Annotated in this window: 16 protein-coding genes and 1 pseudogene; 6 read left to right on the top strand and 11 right to left on the bottom strand. The window is 71.0% G+C overall.

What is annotated here, in order from left to right; all coding sequences use genetic code 11:
* Positions 1 to 20: 20 nt before the first annotated feature.
* Positions 21 to 1556: an APC family permease gene (locus OG861_RS06900; protein WP_329199465.1), complete on the bottom strand. Its 1536-nt coding sequence runs from the start codon at positions 1554 to 1556 to the stop codon at positions 21 to 23.
* Between the two features lie 155 nt (positions 1557 to 1711).
* Between OG861_RS06900 and OG861_RS06895 the strand changes: the two genes are divergently transcribed.
* Positions 1712 to 2341 (top strand): TetR/AcrR family transcriptional regulator, encoded by a 630-nt coding sequence (locus tag OG861_RS06895; RefSeq protein WP_330261471.1) that lies wholly within the window; start codon positions 1712 to 1714, stop codon positions 2339 to 2341.
* A gap of 67 nt (positions 2342 to 2408) precedes the next feature.
* Here the strand turns inward: OG861_RS06895 and OG861_RS06890 are convergent, their stop codons facing one another.
* Entirely contained in the window at positions 2409 to 2783 is a 375-nt protein-coding gene (locus OG861_RS06890; protein ID WP_330261470.1) for an ArsR/SmtB family transcription factor, read from the bottom strand.
* 140 nt (positions 2784 to 2923) lie between these two features.
* On the opposite strand from OG861_RS06890, the gene OG861_RS06885 reads away from it, so the two are divergent.
* Both OG861_RS06885 and OG861_RS06880 read left to right on the top strand, forming a co-directional pair.
* Entirely contained in the window at positions 2924 to 4285 is a 1362-nt protein-coding gene (locus tag OG861_RS06885; RefSeq protein WP_330261469.1) for an FAD-dependent oxidoreductase, read from the top strand.
* An 89-nt stretch (positions 4286 to 4374) separates the two neighbouring features.
* Complete coding sequence (locus OG861_RS06880; RefSeq protein ID WP_330261468.1) at positions 4375 to 4875, top strand: GNAT family N-acetyltransferase; 501 nt, start codon at positions 4375 to 4377, stop codon at positions 4873 to 4875.
* A 37-nt stretch (positions 4876 to 4912) separates the two neighbouring features.
* Here OG861_RS06880 and OG861_RS06875 read toward each other — a convergent pair whose 3' ends face one another.
* Together OG861_RS06875 and OG861_RS06870 are read right to left on the bottom strand one after the other, a co-directional pair.
* Entirely contained in the window at positions 4913 to 5689 is a 777-nt protein-coding gene (locus OG861_RS06875; RefSeq protein WP_330261467.1) for an aquaporin, read from the bottom strand.
* A gap of 154 nt (positions 5690 to 5843) precedes the next feature.
* Positions 5844 to 6158, bottom strand: a complete 315-nt coding sequence (locus tag OG861_RS06870) for an ArsR/SmtB family transcription factor (protein ID WP_330261466.1) — start codon at positions 6156 to 6158, stop codon at positions 5844 to 5846.
* Between the two features lie 82 nt (positions 6159 to 6240).
* On the opposite strand from OG861_RS06870, the gene OG861_RS06865 reads away from it, so the two are divergent.
* Entirely contained in the window at positions 6241 to 6651 is a 411-nt protein-coding gene (locus OG861_RS06865) for an arsenate reductase ArsC (RefSeq protein ID WP_330261465.1), read from the top strand.
* A gap of 154 nt (positions 6652 to 6805) precedes the next feature.
* On the opposite strand, the gene OG861_RS06860 is transcribed toward OG861_RS06865, so the two are convergent.
* The 3 genes and pseudogenes from OG861_RS06860 to OG861_RS06850 all read right to left on the bottom strand — a co-directional run.
* Positions 6806 to 8047 (bottom strand): erythromycin esterase family protein, encoded by a 1242-nt coding sequence (locus OG861_RS06860; RefSeq protein WP_330261464.1) that lies wholly within the window; start codon positions 8045 to 8047, stop codon positions 6806 to 6808.
* Between the two features lie 259 nt (positions 8048 to 8306).
* Positions 8307 to 8483: a hypothetical protein gene (locus OG861_RS06855; protein WP_330261463.1), complete on the bottom strand. Its 177-nt coding sequence runs from the start codon at positions 8481 to 8483 to the stop codon at positions 8307 to 8309.
* Positions 8484 to 8800: 317 nt separating this feature from the next.
* A pseudogene (locus OG861_RS06850) lies at positions 8801 to 8941 on the bottom strand (CorA family divalent cation transporter); the annotation flags it as partial.
* Positions 8942 to 9163: 222 nt separating this feature from the next.
* Between OG861_RS06850 and OG861_RS06845 the strand changes: the two are divergent.
* On the top strand, positions 9164 to 10312 hold the full coding sequence (locus OG861_RS06845) for a hypothetical protein (protein ID WP_330261462.1): 1149 nt from the start codon (positions 9164 to 9166) through the stop codon (positions 10310 to 10312).
* Between the two features lie 48 nt (positions 10313 to 10360).
* On the opposite strand, the gene OG861_RS06840 is transcribed toward OG861_RS06845, so the two are convergent.
* Both OG861_RS06840 and OG861_RS06835 read right to left on the bottom strand, forming a co-directional pair.
* Positions 10361 to 10813, bottom strand: a complete 453-nt coding sequence (locus OG861_RS06840; protein ID WP_329375130.1) for a very short patch repair endonuclease — start codon at positions 10811 to 10813, stop codon at positions 10361 to 10363.
* Between the two features lie 216 nt (positions 10814 to 11029).
* Positions 11030 to 12088 carry a serine hydrolase domain-containing protein gene (locus OG861_RS06835; RefSeq protein ID WP_330261461.1) on the bottom strand — a complete coding sequence of 353 codons (1059 nt, stop codon included), beginning with the start codon at positions 12086 to 12088 and terminating at the stop codon, positions 11030 to 11032.
* A gap of 186 nt (positions 12089 to 12274) precedes the next feature.
* Between OG861_RS06835 and OG861_RS06830 the strand changes: the two genes are divergently transcribed.
* Positions 12275 to 13189, top strand: coding sequence for a phosphotransferase (locus OG861_RS06830; RefSeq protein WP_330261460.1), 915 nt, complete (start codon positions 12275 to 12277; stop codon positions 13187 to 13189).
* 113 nt (positions 13190 to 13302) lie between these two features.
* On the opposite strand, the gene OG861_RS06825 is transcribed toward OG861_RS06830, so the two are convergent.
* Together OG861_RS06825 and OG861_RS06820 are read right to left on the bottom strand one after the other, a co-directional pair.
* A complete protein-coding gene (locus tag OG861_RS06825) occupies positions 13303 to 13470 on the bottom strand; it encodes a hypothetical protein (protein ID WP_330261459.1) in 168 nt (55 codons plus the stop codon).
* A gap of 209 nt (positions 13471 to 13679) precedes the next feature.
* Positions 13680 to 14810 (bottom strand): magnesium and cobalt transport protein CorA, encoded by a 1131-nt coding sequence (locus OG861_RS06820; RefSeq protein ID WP_443057516.1) that lies wholly within the window; start codon positions 14808 to 14810, stop codon positions 13680 to 13682.
* Positions 14811 to 14898 lie beyond the last annotated feature (88 nt).

Raw genomic sequence — 14898 nt, 5'->3', positions numbered from 1 at the left:
CGCTGGGCCGCCCCCGCGTATCAGGGGCCCTCGACGGCGGCTTCCAGCCCTTCGGCGAGGGGTGGTACGGCGGCCGCGCCGTTGCCGTTGCCGTCGCCGTCCGCGTCGCGGAGCCGGTCGTGCGGGCGGCGGACGGCCAGGTAGACCAGGCCCGTGACCAGCACCACGCCCGTGCCGAGCAGGGCGGCCCACACCTGGTACCAGGGGGCGTCCGGCGGCGCCAGGACCGTGCGCGGCCAGCAGACGTTCACCACCTCGAAGGCCGTCCAGGCCACGGCGAGCACGTTCAGGAAGGTGCCCTTGGCGCCCAGCCGGATGTGGCCGGAGGGCACCCAGCTCCCGCGCAGCCGGGCGAGGAGCGCGGCGAGCGAGACGAGGAAGAAGGGCAGGTACGTCGCGGCGGTCCCGAAGGAGATGAGGCTGCCGATGGCGGTGGCGTTGAGCCCGAGGGCGAGCGCGCTCCCGCTGATGAGGGTCGAGGCGACGAGCCCGCCGATCGGGGCCTTGCGCCCGTTGACCTTGCGCACGTGCCGGGAGAACGGGAAGACCCCGTCGCGGGCGAGCGAGAACAGCCCGCGGGCCGCGCCGCCCTGGGACGCCATCGCGCAGGCCAGGAACCCGGTCAGCACCACCACCACGAACGGCTTGTCCGACCAGCCGCCGAACGCGTGCACCACGGCGGTCGTGACGGGGTCGATGTCCTGACCGGCCACCACCGCCTCGGGGTGCGGGTGCGCGAGCGCGACGGCCATCGCGTTGAGGATGACCACGGCGCCCACGCTCAGCAGCGCCCACCACATGGCACGCGGTACCTGACGGCCGGCGTCCTTGGTCTCCTCCGCGGTCGACACGCAGGCGTCGAACCCGATGAACGCCCAGCCCGCGACGGCCACGGCCGCGAGGAACCCGGCGACGGCGGATCCCCCGGACAGCGCCTCGGCGCCGAGCGTCTGCGTGAACAGCGGGAAGCCGTGTTCGCGGAAGAACAACAGGAGGACCAGGCCCACCAGTACGGAGGCGACCGCTTCGGCGGCGATGCCGAGCGACACGAACCAGCGCAGGATGGTGATCCCGTAGGCGTTGACCACCATGCACACGAGCAGGATGGCGACGGCCACCGCGACCAGCCCGCCGGGCGTCGGGACGGCCCCGAAGAGCGCGTACACCCAGGGCGCCGCGAGGTACGCCACCGTGGTGTTGCCGAACATGACGGCGAACTGCCAGACCCAGCCGCCCAGCCAGCCGAACGCCGGGCCCAGCAGCCGGCGGCCCCACTGGTAGGGGCCGCCGGCCAGGGGCCACTGGGAGGTCAGTTCCGCGTAGACGTTGACGACCAGGCACTGGCCGACGAGTACCAGCGGCAGTGCCCACACCCACATCGGGCCGGCCACCGTGGTCCCCACCATGGAGACGGCGTACAGGGCCACGACGGGGGAGACCACCGCGAACCCCATCGAGATGTTTCCGAGGATGCCCAGGCTGCGCCGCAGCTCCTGGCGGTAGCCGAGCGCCTGCAGCCGCTCGGCGTCCGAATCGGGGTTCGACGTGTCGTTCATGCTCACCTCACCGGGCGCGGGCAGCCGTTGGCGGCGCCGGCGCGCTAAATCTAACCGCGTTAGGAAAACGAGGTGGCGTGAATGTAGCGGTGCTCCCGACGGCTTGTGAAGCGTTCCCGGCGGGTAATCTGCAACCCGAGACGAGGGAGCCCCCGATGGCACGGCCGAGCCAGAACCTCCTCAGCCGTGCGCTCATCGCCCGCGCGGCTCTGGAGCTGTTGGACGAACAGGGCGTGGAAGCCCTGAAGATGCGCACCATCGCCGACCGGCTCGGAGTGCGCGGCGCGTCCCTGTACCACCACGTGGCGTCCAAGGAAGACCTGCTCGACGCCGTGGCGGAGCTGATCAACGACGAGATCGACCTCGGCCCGCTGACGGACCCGGGCGGAGTTGCGGGCATCGCCGCGTACGCCCACGGCTACCGGGGCGTCTACCTCCGCTACCCGCACATGATCCCGCTGGTCGCCCGCCGCCGGGTCGCCTCCGACAAGGCCCTGCGCGGCTACGACGCCCTGCTCGACGCCCTGATGGGCACCGGGTGCACACCGGCCGCCGCCGCCGAAGCCGCCGCCGCGATCGACAACCTCGTCCTCGGCTCGGCGCTGGAGACCTTCACCGCCGGCTTCAACCTCCCCCCGGCGGACTACGACCCCCGCTACCCCGCCCTGGCCGCTTCCCTCCGGGCCTCAGCCGCCCATCCCGACGGCCTCCCCGCGCTGGACACCCGCGGCTTCACCCTCGGCGTCCACCTCATCCTGCGCGGCCTCGCGACGCCCACGGCCTAGCCCCGCACGCTGCGGGGCGCCGCCGAAGCGCCGCCCGGTCCGGGCCTTCCGGGGACCCGGCCCCACTTCACTCCGACCGGTCGGCGGCCTTGATGAGAAGGCGGCCCATGGCGGCCACGACCGACGGTTCGACGCGGTAGTAGACCCAGGTGCCGCGGCGCTCGGAGGTGAGCAGGCCCGCTTCCTTGAGCTTCTTCAGGTGGTGGGAGACCGTCGGCTGGGAGACGCCCACGTCGGAGATGTCGCACACGCACGCCTCGCCGTCCCGGTGGGAGGCGACGGCGGAGAACAGGCGCAGGCGCACCGGATCGCCCAGGGCCTTGAACATCTTCGCGGTCCGCTCGGCCTCCTCGGCGCTGAAGGGGCGCTCGGTGAGCGGCGGGCAGCATGCTCCGTCCGCCGGATCCGGCTCCAGGAGCGTCAGCACCTTGGTGTTCGACATGCATCTATGTTGACACGCGTCGAATCGGAAGGGGGGCTCCACGGGGAGTTGTTTCGATATCTGTCTATGTTGACATTCGTCGAAGTGCGGTGCCATGCTGACCCAAGACATCGACACATATCGAAACAGAGGGGCTCGTCGTGAACGCCACCGAGAGCGGCCACCCACCCGTCGTGGTCATCGGCGCCGGGCCGGTGGGCCTGGCTGCCGCCGCGCACCTGACCGAACGGGGCATCTCCCCGCTGGTCCTGGAGAAGGGGCGCCAGGCAGGCGCCGCCGCCCGGGAGTGGGCGCACGTGCGGCTCTTCTCGCCCTGGTCGGAGGTGGTGGACCCGGCAGCGGAGAGGCTCCTCGCGCCCACGGGGTGGGTCCGGCCCGAGGGCACGGCCTACCCGACGGGCGGCGACTGGGCGGAGCGGTACCTCGAGCCGCTCGCCGCCGCGCTGGGCGACCGGGTGCGGTTCGGGGTGGAGGTGACCGGGGTGGCGCGGGCCGGTCGGGACCGGATCGTCGATGCCGATCGCGAGGCTCAGCCCTTCACCGTCCACGTACGCCGCGCGGACGGCGGCGAGGAGCGGATCGTGGCCCGCGCGGTGATCGACGCCTCCGGTACGTGGTCCGTGCCGGGCCCGCTGGGTGCCGACGGGCTGCCCGCGCTCGGCGAGCGCACGGCCGCCGGCCGGATCGCCTACCGGGTGCCGGACCTCAAGAACCCCGCAGTGCGGGCACGTTACGCCGGCAAGCGCGTGGCGGTCGTCGGCTCCGGGGCGTCCGCCTTCACCGCGCTCGCCTACCTGGCGGAGCTGGCGAGGGAGGCGCCGGGCACGCATGCGGTGTGGATCCTGCGGCGCGGGATCACCGGCTCGACCTACGGGGGCGGCGCGGCGGACCAGCTCCCGGCGCGCGGCGCCCTCGGTCTTGCGGCCAAGGCCGCGGTGGAGGACGGGTACGCGACCGCGGTCACCGGCTTCCGCACCGCCGCCGTCGAGCGTGCCGCCGACGGGCAGCGGCCGGTGCTCGTCGCCGAGGACGGGCGGCGTCTCGACCCGGTCGACGAGGTCATCGCTCTGACCGGCTTCCGCCCCGACCTCTCCTTCCTCGGCGAGCTCCGCCTCGGGCTGGACGAGCGACTGCAGGCACCGACCGCGCTCGCCCCCCTGATCGACCCCAACGTCCATTCCTGCGGCACCGTCTACCCGCACGGGGCCAAGGAGTTGTCACACCCGGAGGAGGGCGTGTACCTCGTCGGCATGAAGTCCTACGGCCGCGCCCCGACCTTCCTCGCCCTCACCGGCTACGAGCAGGTCCGCTCCCTCGCCGCCGCGTTGGCCGGCGACCGCGAAGCGGCCGAGCGGGTCGAACTCACCCTTCCCGAGACGGGTGTGTGCGGTGGCGCGGGCCTCTTCGATCAGCCCGAGCCCGCCGGGCAGGGCGGCGGCTGCTGCGCGGCACCGGCCACCCTCGCCATCGGCGCCGCGCCCGCCTCCTCCGGCGGCTGCTGACACCGTGACCCACCGCCACGAGGTCAACCACGCCTGCTTGACGGTCCATCCGGACGCCGTCCGGGCCATCCTGGGGGAAGGAGGCGGCCATGGCAGCTGAGTTCAGGCTCGTACCCATGACGGCCGAGCGCGGGGACGAGGTCCTGGCGATCTACCAACGCGGTATCGACGAGGGCAACGCCACCTTCGAAACCCGGGCTCCGGAGTGGGCGGCGTTCGACGGAGCGAAGCTCGGCGACCACCGCTTCGTGGCCCTGGACGACACGGGGGCCGTGCTGGGGTGGGTCGCGGCGAGCGCGGTCTCGGACCGCTGCGCGTACGCCGGGGTGGTCGAGCATTCGGTCTACGTCCACCCCGACGCCCGCGGCCGGGGCGTGGCCCGAGCCCTGCTGGACGCCCTGATCGTCTCCACGGAGGCGGCCGGGATCTGGACGATCCACTGCGGGATCTTCCCGGAGAACACCGCGAGCCTCGCCCTCCACGGGCGCGCCGGCTTCCGGACCATCGGCACCCGCGAGCGCATCGGCCGGCACCACGGCGTGTGGCGGGACGTCGTCCTGCTGGAACGCCGGAGCCCCGCGATCGGGTGAGCCGCGCAGCCGGCCCTCACCCCGTCCCTGCACGGCGTCACGCCACGGACGACTCCTCGGTGTCCTTGGCCTTTTGGAAGATCAGCGCGACCAGCGCCAGCCCCACGACCGCACCGATCAGCTGCATCCCGATGAAACCGGCCACCGACGACGGCGCGATGCCCGCGAAGGTGTCGGTGAAGGCGCGGCCGATGGTCACGGCGGGGTTCGCGAAGGACGTGGAGGAGGTGAACCAGTAGGCGGCCCCGATGTACGAGGCCACGGCGGCGGGCGCGAAGCGCAGCCTGTCGGTCTCGGCCAGGCCGAAGACCAGCAGGATCAGCCCGGCCGTGGCGACCACCTCGCCGAGCAGCAGGCCGCCGCCCGAGCGGTCGTGCGTGGACCACTTCACCAGGGGCTCGCCGAACATGGCGTCCGCGAGGACCGCACCGGCAACGGCGCCGGCGATCTGGGAGGACACGTACGCAGCCGGCTCGCGCGCGGTGACTGCCGCGCCCCCGCGCCGGGCGGTCCACCACTGCGCCAAGGTCACCGCCGGATTGAAGTGGGCGCCCGAGACCGGGCCGAGGAGGGTGATCAGTACTCCGAGGCCGAAGACCGTTGCGGTGGAGTTCGCCAACAGCTGCAGGGCCACGTCCTGGGTCAGCTCGGTGGCCTGGATGCCGGAGCCGACGACGATCGCGACCAGGGCGGCGGTGCCGACCAGTTCGGCGGACGCACGCGCGACCAGTGGGCTGCGGGGCGGGACCGCGCCGGGCGCGGGTGGGGGAGCGTCGGCCGGTATCGGGGCGGCCTGGGGCTCGGTGGCAGTCAAGGCAGGTTCTCCTCGGGCAGGGGGGCTGAGCGGGCCGGGCCGTCCCACGCGGATCTTGCCGGGCGGCGCGGGTCGGGCAAGACCCGGAAGGGACGCCCTGTCCGGCGGGGACGACCTGTCCGGAAGGGACGACCTGTCCGGAAGGGACGACCTGTCAGGGGCAGGACCGCTTGAGGTTCGCCCCTGCGGTGGCGCGCGCGGTCCGGGCGAGGTCGGCGAACCGACCGGCGAGCGATTCGATGACTTCCGGGCGCAGGCGGTAGTAGGTGAACCTCCCGCACGGCTCCGTGTCCACGACCCCGGCCTCGCGCAGCACCTTCAGGTGGTTGGAGAGGTTGGTCTGCTTGGCACCCGTCTCTTCCACGAGGTGGGTCGTGCAGAGCGTCTCCCGCGCGAGCAGGGTCACGATCTGCAGCCTGAGCGGGTCGGCGAGAACCTTCATCAGATCAGTGTCGACTGACGTCATCATGGGCTGATACTTTCACATCGGCGACGGCTGACGCCATCGTCCGCCGGTACGCGCCCGCCCCGCCCGCGAGAAGAGACCCGCTGTGTCCAAGCCCTCCGTGCTGTTCGTCTGTGTCCACAACGCAGGCCGCTCCCAGATGGCCGCTGCCTGGCTGACCCACCTGGCCGGCGACCGCGTCGAGGTCCGCTCGGCCGGGTCCGCCCCCGCTGACTCCGTCAACCCGGCCGCGGTCGAGGCCATGCGCGAGGTCGGCATCGACATGTCCGCCGAGACCCCGAAGATCCTCACCGTCGAGGCCGTGCAGGCGTCCGACGTGTGCATCACCATGGGGTGCGGGGACACCTGCCCGGTCTTCCCCGGCAAGCGCTACCTGGACTGGAAGCTGGAGGACCCGGCCGGCCAGGGCGTCGAGGCCGTCCGCCCGATCCGCGACAAGATCAAGCAGCTGATCGAGGCCCTGATCGCCGAGATCGCCCCGTCCCCGTCCGCCTGAGCTCTGCGCCGTGAGGCTCCGCAATCCCTGAACCCCAGCACCGGCGCCGGCACAGCTGCCGGACTGGCTCTGCCCTGCGGCATTGGGCACCGGGGCCGAACCGATGTGGCAGCTCACTCTGAACGCCGCGCTCGACCTGTGCCGTGAGAGAACCTCAGTCCTCCGCCGGGGGCAGCAGGTGGGAGCAGGTCGAGCGTGCCACGAACGCGATGCCGTCGTAGTCCTCGGCCGGGACGAGCGGGGCGGTGTTCAAGCGGTAGAGGAACCGTTGGACGTTGGCGCCGAAGCTGCGCTGCGCGTGCGGGGCGTGCAGCCAGGGCGCGGCGTCGGCGGGGGAACCCGCGCCGCGGAGGTCCGCGTAGTAGTCGCCGGGTACGGCGTGCGTGAGCCTGGCCTCCAGGGAGCGGAGGCCGGTGCCGATGCGGTGGCGGGCCGGTGGGCGCTGGAGGTCGTTGCCGCGGCGGGCCAGGAAGGAGCCCTTGCCGAAGAGGAGGGCCAACGCGTAGTAGGCGTTGCCGTACCGTTCGCGGAGTCTGCTGCCGAGGGCAGGCACCTGTTGCCCGTACGTGCCCTTCGCGATGTGCCCGTTGTGTGCCCAGACCATGACGCGAGCCTGGGGGTCGTCGTCCACGAGCCGTGCGACGGCCTCGGCCATGTAGCGGTCACGCGCGGCGTACACGCCGTACTCGCCGGCCGAGGGCCCCAAGGGTCGGGTCACCAGGTCGGCGGCGCGGACCAGGATCTGCGCGTGTTCCAGAGCCTCGTCGGCGTCGTCGCCGGGACCCGACCGCTCGACGTGGTCCGCGACGAGGCGGGCGATCTCCTCGGCGCGCCGCAACAGGGCCTTGCCCGGGTCTGGACGCGAGCCCGGGCGGGCCTGCGCCAGCACGTCCAAGGCGCCCATGCGCCCGGCCTGATCGGGCACCGTCCGGCGCAGAAAGGCGGCGACGGCCTCGACCGAGTCGGCGCAGAGCTGGGGGTCGGTTCCCATGAAGCGGATCCGGCGTCCTTCGGGCAGGTCGCGGTTGTGGGCGCGCAGCCACTCGACGAGGTCGACCATCTCGCGGGTGCGCCAGGTCCAGAAGCCCAGCCTGGTGACGAGCCGTTCGGGGGAGCCCGTGCCGTAACGGACGTACGCGTCGAGCGCGCGGGCGGCGGACTGGCTGGCCTCCATGGCGAGGGTGGTGAACCCCTCCTCACAGACCAGGAACTCCACGATGCGGTGCTTCAGGCGGAAGAACTCGCCCGTGCCGTGGGTGGATTCCCCCAGACCGACGATCCGTGTCCCCCGCAGTGCCTCGCCCAGGGGTTTCAGGTCCTCCACCGGCGCGCCGGGGGTCAGGGTGCTCAACGGGTTGGCGTGCTCGTTCAGCCATCGGGCGATGTCGTCGGGCACCGTCCTGCCTCTCCTCACCGCGTGCGGGAGGGCGGCACGCGGTGATGCCTCTGCCTCTCGTACCCGTTCATGGTTCAGTTCGTCGCCTCCGGGAAGGCCGCGAGGATCTCCTGGAGGTCCCGTACCGCGTCCGGTCGGCTATGCTCGGAATACACTCCCGAGACGTTGACGACAACTTCGTCCACCCCCGCCCGATCGAATTCGGCCGGCTGTGCGGCGACGTTCCCGGGCGTGCCGTAGAGGAAGACTCCCGAGTCGACTAGGGCGCGGGCGCCGAGGCCCGGGCGGCGTGGTGGACGCGCAGGCCGGCGCGGCGCAGCATGTCGCAGTAGTGCGGACCGGCGATATGGATGTGGGCCGCTGCGAAGGCGAGCCGGTAGGCGTGGCGTCCGGGGCGGTCGACGGCGGCGTGCAGGACGGTGACCATGCGGGGCACCGGTCGGCCCGACTCTGCCGCGCCCTACGCCATGGCGGGCAGCAGGGGTGTCGCGGACGTAGCCGGGCGGGGTCGTCCAGCTGATCGCCGCGTCCGACGCCCGGCCCGCTGCCCGCGCGGGCGCCGGCCGGAGCACACCGAGCGGGGCGCCTGCTCCCGGCCTCCGCGCGGACCTCCTGGTCGTCGAGGGTGATCCCCTGAGCGATCTCCAGGCGCTGCGCCGCGTTCGGCTGGTGATGGCGGATGGCCTTGTGCATGCCTGACGGGCTACCGCTGCCGGTGCCCCTCCCGTTGGTGCGTGAGGAGTCGGCTGACTCCTACATCCAGTCTCGCTTCTTGAAGATGACGTAGAGGCTGACGCAGACGACTGCCATCAGGAGGAGGGCGAAGGGGTAGCCCGCCGTCCACTTGAGCTCCGGCATGGTCTCGAAGTTCATGCCGTAGATGGTGCCGACCAGGGCAAGGGTGTGGGTCCAGGGGAGCGATAAGTAGGCGCTTGACGCGATGCATGGTCACCACCGCTCGAACAAATTGGAGGTCCGGGAACCCCCTTCGGTGCTGAGGGCCGATGATGTCTAGGGTGCTGGCGGTGTGCGACGGGAGATTCTGGCCGAAGCGAGGGTCCACGATCGAGCCGGTTCTGGCCCCGTACCTCAGTTCCGTCTGCCAGGCTCGGAGGCGTGACGTACGTAGTGACGGCAGACATCTGTAGCCCGGAAGGCGCGTCGGCGATGGATCCGCTGCAGCGTGCCGGAGCCGTGGCGCTGATCGAGAACGGCTTAGCTTCGATCGACGGCATCGAGGGACCAGACGGCATGGAGGTGGACCTCCTCGACACGATCGTTGCCGTACACCCGAGCGGGGCAGTGCTCAAGGTGTTCGTCGACGCCGAGGCGCTCGAGTTCGCGGAGGACGTGGTCCGGGAAGTGGTGGGCGAGGTGCTGATGCGGTCCGAACTGCTCGCGGACTGGGAGGTGAAACGGTGCGAGGTCGACCTGCATCCGGAGCTCGCCCAGGAGAGCCTCACTGGGGCTGACGGCCCCGACGTTCCGCCAGACGATCCCGCGGCCCGGAAAGCACGTCATTCCGAACCACCCCCGGCTGTCGAGGGAAGCGAATACGACGCTCAGTCGAAGGCCGAGGAAGTGCGTGCCCGGATGCTCGTATTGGCAGACGAGCTGCGTTCCTTCCCGCCCGTCATGTTTGGTGGACCCGATGACCTCGAGGGCGAGGACGGCAACGATTGGGACTCCGTCGTATCGCCCGAGGACGCTCGCTTGGCTGCCGGCGCCCTGGTCTACGCCATCGATGTCCTGATCGACGAGTTGTTCGATGACGTGCACACCCTGGAAGGGGAGGAGAGCACAGTCGGAGAGTGCGACGGCTCCCTGTGGCACCTGGAGGACCTGCCAGAGAGGTACGCCCTGCAGTACGACACCCGATTCGCCCGCCGCTTCCTGGTAACAGTGATCGCCATGACCACCCGGTTCACGGCGGGGAACTTCGGCCAGCTGAGCTGCATCGCCGAAGAGCTGGCCCTGAGACTGCTGCTGCGTCAGGCGAATGCGAACCTCGATCTGTTCGGACTCCTCGAAGAGGGCGTTTCGGCTGCCCTCGCGACCTTCGCCGACAGCGTGTACGAGGACATGGACCACGAGTGGCTGTACGACGATTCGATGGACGGCATCGATGAGAGCGTGGTCGGCTCCACCCTGGGGGTGGTGCCCATGTCGTTCGATGCTTGGTTCACCCCGTTCAATGAGGGCAGGTACGTGCACCCGTCAGCGGCAGACGAACCGGGTGCTTCAGCGGGAGCCGTACCGTCCTAGTCAGGGCGATGACGCCGTCGTACGTGGCGGTGCTGTTCCGGCCTGACGTCACGTGTCGACGTCCCGGGCGTCCAGCCGCAGGGCCAGGGGATGACCCCGGGTGGCGAGGGCCGCCGTCACGCGCCGAACAGCACCGTCCACGCTTTCGTGCTCCCAGATGCGGAGTGGTAGCCAGCCCAGGAGCGCGAGGTGCGCATCGGTCTCCTCGTCCCGGTGAACGTTGGTGTCGAACTTCCTGCGCCACCACTCGGAGTTGTGCTTCGGAGCGTGCTGATGTGTCGGGCAGGCGTGCCAGAAGCACCCTTGGACGAACACCGCCGTCCGCCAGCGTGTGAAGGTGACGTCAGCGCGCCGACGCCGCATTCCTGGGATCGGCAAGTCCACGCGGTAACGGAAGCCCAACGCGTGAAGGGCGCGGCGCAGCGCCAGCTCTGGCGCAGTGTCCCGGTTGCGTTGGGCGGTCATCACCTTCCGGACGTTGGCGTCCCGCGGCGCTGGCACGCCCCTACGACTGCCTCTTGTTTCCACCTCCGGACAACTTGCTCAGCGTTCATTCGGTAACCCCGCAGGGTCGCGCTCCCGGACCTGGTCGGGGTGGCGGCCGCCGCACCGCTGCCGTGACGTGACAATTCGAGCCAATGCAACATGAGCGACGCGCTACAAAGGGCACTCAGGGAGTTGACGCCTGCGTAAGCCACCACGCGGACGCAGCTGCAGTCAGGCTTGGATCCTCGGAACATTCACCGGGAATGCGCTGAGACGGTAGGCGTTGCGGATCTCCGTCAGGGGTTCGCGGTCGCGGTTGAAGCGGAGTTTGTTCGTGAGGAGGACGGCCCAGCGCCCCTGGATGGGGCTGATCCACATGCCCGTGCCGGTGAAGCCGTAGTGGACCCAGACGTCCTCGGCGGGGTCGGTGCCGGGGGCGGGGTGCCAGAAGAGGCCGCGGGCGGGGGTGAGGGCGCCGGTGTGGATGCGGAGGGAGTCCTTGATCCAGGTGGGGCCGAAGGCTGCCTGGGTGGGGGCGAGCATGTGGCGGAGGAAGAGGGCGAGGTCGTCGAGGACGGAGAAGGTGCCGGCGATGCCGCAGACGCCGCCCAAGAGGCGGGCGGAGAAGTCGTGGGCGGTGCCCTTGAGGTGGGTGCCGGTGGTGTCGTCGTACTCGGTGGGGGCGCAGCGGGCAGCTTCGGTGGTGGGGAGGGGGCCGAAGCGGGTGCGGGTCATGCCCAGGGGGTCCCAGACGCGGTCGGTGGCGAGCCGGTCCAGGGGCTGGCCCGACAGGTGCTCGGCGAGGTAGCCGAGGACGAGGGCGGCCCGGTCGGTGTACTCGACGGCCTCGCCCGGTGGGCGGTGGAGGGTCTCGTGGAGGACGCCGTCACGGATGTCCTGGGGGTCGGTGCCGTAAAGGTTCTTCAGGTTGGCGCGTAGGGGCAGGCCCGCGGTGTGGGTCAGGAGGTGGTGGGCCGTGGCCCGGGCCAGGGCGTGGCCGGCGACCTGGTCCCAGAAGGTGCCCAGAGGGGCGTGGAGGTCGAGCTTGCCCTCTTCGGTGAGCGTGCCGATGGTGGACCAGACGGCGAGGATCTTGGTGAGGCTGGCCACGTCGAAGACGATGTCCAGCCGCATCGGTTCGTCGGGCTGGTCGGGGTCGAGGACGCCGACGGCTCCGCTCGCGCGGACGCCGTCGGCGTCCCCGACCGCCCACACCGCGCCGGGGTAGACCTCCTCGCGAACCCCGGTCTGCAGGAGGTCTTCGATTCGGGCGGTGGAGGGCGTCGTCATGGTCTCCCGATCGTCGTACGGCCGCGGGTGGTCCGGCGGTCAGGGTAGTGAGGCCGCCGGGACGGTTCCGGCTCCGCCACGAGCGGAGTTGGGTGAGCCGGTGGCGATCGCGGCTGGCCTCACCCTCCGACTCTCAGTGGGGATCCCGGTGACGAATTCGGGTGCGCGATTCGGCGTCGGCGTACCGTGCTGGGGGTGACGGATACGACTCGAGAAGATGCTCTGACGGCAGTACTGCCTGGCCTGTCCGACGCGTTCGGGCTGGGCGCGGTAAGTGATCGGCGTTTCCTTGCCCACGGCCTGATGAACCGGAACTGGCGGCTCGTGACGGCTACCGGGGTGTACGCGCTCAAGGAGATCGCCGACGTTCCCCTACCAAAGGTCCGCAGGAACCTTGCGGTCCTCGTGGACCTGGCTCGCGAGGGCATCCCCGTGCCGGCGCCGCTGAGCGCGGCCAACGGTGACCTCGTGGCGGAAGTCGGTGGTCACGGCTACTGCGTCCTGCCGTGGGTGGACGGCGAGCACCTCCAAGGGACGGATCTCCCGCTCGACCAGGTGCGCGATCTCGGTGCTCTGCTGGGCCGCCTCCACGAGGGTTTGCGGCGGCATGGTCCCGGCCCGGTCCCCGAGCAGGCGCCGGTGGCCAAGGTCCGCGATGTGACCGAGGCCGACCGTGCGGCTGCTGCCCTACTGAGCCGCTTGCCGTCCGCTCCGGTGACGGACTTCGACAAGGCCGCCGCCGAGGCCCTACACGACCGGCGCCGCCTCCTCGCGCGGTACGCCGGTGCCCGGCCGGACGGCGAGGTGCCGGCCGGGCCGTACGGGTGGACGCACGGCGACTTCCAGTACCGCAACCTGCTGCGCCGCGATGGCCGGGTGGTGGCGGTCCTGGACTGGGACCGGCTCGGTGTCCGTTCGTACGGGGAGGAGGTCGCGCGGACCGCGCAGGTGCAGTTCGGGGTCGGTGGTGCCTTCGACCTCGACCGCGTTGCCGCGTTCTGCTCCGGATACCGGTCCGTGATCGATCTGCCCGAGGGCGACCTCGCCGACGCGGTGAAGCGCCTGTGGTGGAAGCGGCTGACCGACTTCTGGCAGCTGTAGTTCTACCTCGACCGTGAGGACCCCACCTTCGGCGAGATGTTCCTGACGGACGAGGCTCTGCTGAACTGGTGGACCGACCGCTCCGACGAGGTCCAGGCCGCCTACGCGGCCCGCTAGGCGGCGGGTGCTGCCGTCGGGATGAGCCCGGCGGCAGCCAGCTCGGGCAGGCACGGCCGGACCAGCGGCGCTGCCCCGGCACGGGCCCTCGCGCCGAGGCCGGTCCGGTCGGCCGACTCGATCGCCTGCACCCAGCCGTCCACGTCGTCGGGGTGGAGGGTCACTCCGCCGTCCCCGACCGCCTCGGGAATGCCGAAGTTGAGCTGCCGTGGGGTGGTCCGGAACCAGGTCGGCAGAAGCGATCCTTTTCGCTGGCCCTGACCAGGACCAACGGCAACGCCATCCGCGCCGACATCTGCCACGACGAGGTGTGGAAGCCCCCTCGCGAAGGGGTTCGCTTGCGCTCAGTCGATCAAGCGCGTGAGGTGGGTCGTTACAGCCAGTCGCGCTTCTTGAAGATGACGTAGAGGCTGACGCAGACGACTGCCATCAGCAGGAGGGCGAAGGGGTAGCCCGCCGCCCAGTGGAGCTCCGGCATGGTCTCGAAGTTCATGCCGTAGATGGTGCCGACCAGGGTGGGGGCGAAGAGGATGGCGGCCCAGGCGGAGATCTTCTTGATCTCCTCGTTCTGTTCGAAGCCGGCTTCGGCCAGGGCGCGCATTTCCGCGTTCTGTTGCTGGGAGACCAGGGTGGCGTTGACCGTCAGGATCTCGGTCAGGGCCTGGCGGAAGCCGTCCACGCGTTCGCTGGTGTGGGTGACGTGGTCGGCGACGTCGCGGAGGTAGCGCTGGAGTTCCTCGTCCGTGCCGTACTTGGCGAAGCCGGCCATCAGGCCGTGGAGCATGCCGACCAGCGGGCGGGTGGCGCGCTGGAACTCGACCATCTCGCGGGAGAGTTCGTAGATGCGGCGGGAGACTTCGGGGTCGCCGCGGAAGACCTCGGTCTCGATCTCGTCGATGTCGTTCTGGACTCCGGCCACCACCGGGGCGTAGCCGTCGACCACCGCGTCGAGGATGGCGTAGAGGGCGGCCTCGGGGCCCAGGGAGAGCAGTTCCGGGGCGGCCTCCATGCGGCGGCGGACCGCGGACAGGTCGGGGGCCGCGCCGTGGCGGACCGTGATGAGGAAGTCCTGGCCGACGAAGACGTGGAGCTCGCCGAATTCCACCTCCTCCGGCGCGTCCAGGTAACGGGCGGCGCGCAGGACGACGAAGAGGGTGTCGCCGTAACGTTCCAGCTTGGGGCGCTGATGGGCCTCCAGGGCGTCCTCGACGGACAGCGGGTGGAGGTTGAACTCGGCGGCCAGGGAGTGGAGTTCGGACTCGGTCGGGCGGTGCAGGCCGATCCAGGCCATGCCGTCGGGCTGTTCGCGCAGTTGCCGGAAGGTGTCGGCCAGGGTGGCGGGGGAGGCCACGCGGCGGCCGTCGCGGTAGACCGCGGAGTCGACCACGCTGCGGTGGTCCGACGGCGTCGGCGCGGAGGGCCGCGGTCGGCCCGTGCGCGGCGTGGGGCGGCGGTCTGGGCGCTCCGGCATCGCAGTCAGCTCCCGAGGTGAGCGATTTTCCATGGGCCAAGAGCACGATATACGGGCAAAGGGGGTGGACGCCGTGGAAGTCGCGGACAGAGGGTGTCCGCGAGCCGCGTTAGCGTGCGGT

Source organism: Streptomyces sp. NBC_00539 (genome assembly GCF_036346105.1).
Taxonomy (GTDB): domain Bacteria; phylum Actinomycetota; class Actinomycetes; order Streptomycetales; family Streptomycetaceae; genus Streptomyces.
Note: the sequence above shows the minus strand (reverse complement) of the source record. Positions and strands in the feature narration are given on the sequence as shown.

Bases quoted from the DNA above. Each gene is read 5' to 3' on its own strand.
- OG861_RS06895 (WP_330261471.1), top strand. From the start codon at position 1,712: ATGGCACGGCCGAGCCAGAACCTCCTCAGCCGTGCGCTCATCGCCCGC.
- OG861_RS06880 (WP_330261468.1), top strand. From the start codon at position 4,375: ATGGCAGCTGAGTTCAGGCTCGTACCCATGACGGCCGAGCGCGGGGAC.
- OG861_RS06890 (WP_330261470.1), bottom strand. From the start codon at position 2,783: ATGTCGAACACCAAGGTGCTGACGCTCCTGGAGCCGGATCCGGCGGAC.
- OG861_RS06835 (WP_330261461.1), bottom strand. From the start codon at position 12,088: ATGACGACGCCCTCCACCGCCCGAATCGAAGACCTCCTGCAGACCGGG.
- OG861_RS06870 (WP_330261466.1), bottom strand. From the start codon at position 6,158: ATGATGACGTCAGTCGACACTGATCTGATGAAGGTTCTCGCCGACCCG.
- OG861_RS06820 (WP_443057516.1), bottom strand. From the start codon at position 14,810: ATGGAAAATCGCTCACCTCGGGAGCTGACTGCGATGCCGGAGCGCCCA.
- OG861_RS06900 (WP_329199465.1), bottom strand. From the start codon at position 1,556: ATGAACGACACGTCGAACCCCGATTCGGACGCCGAGCGGCTGCAGGCG.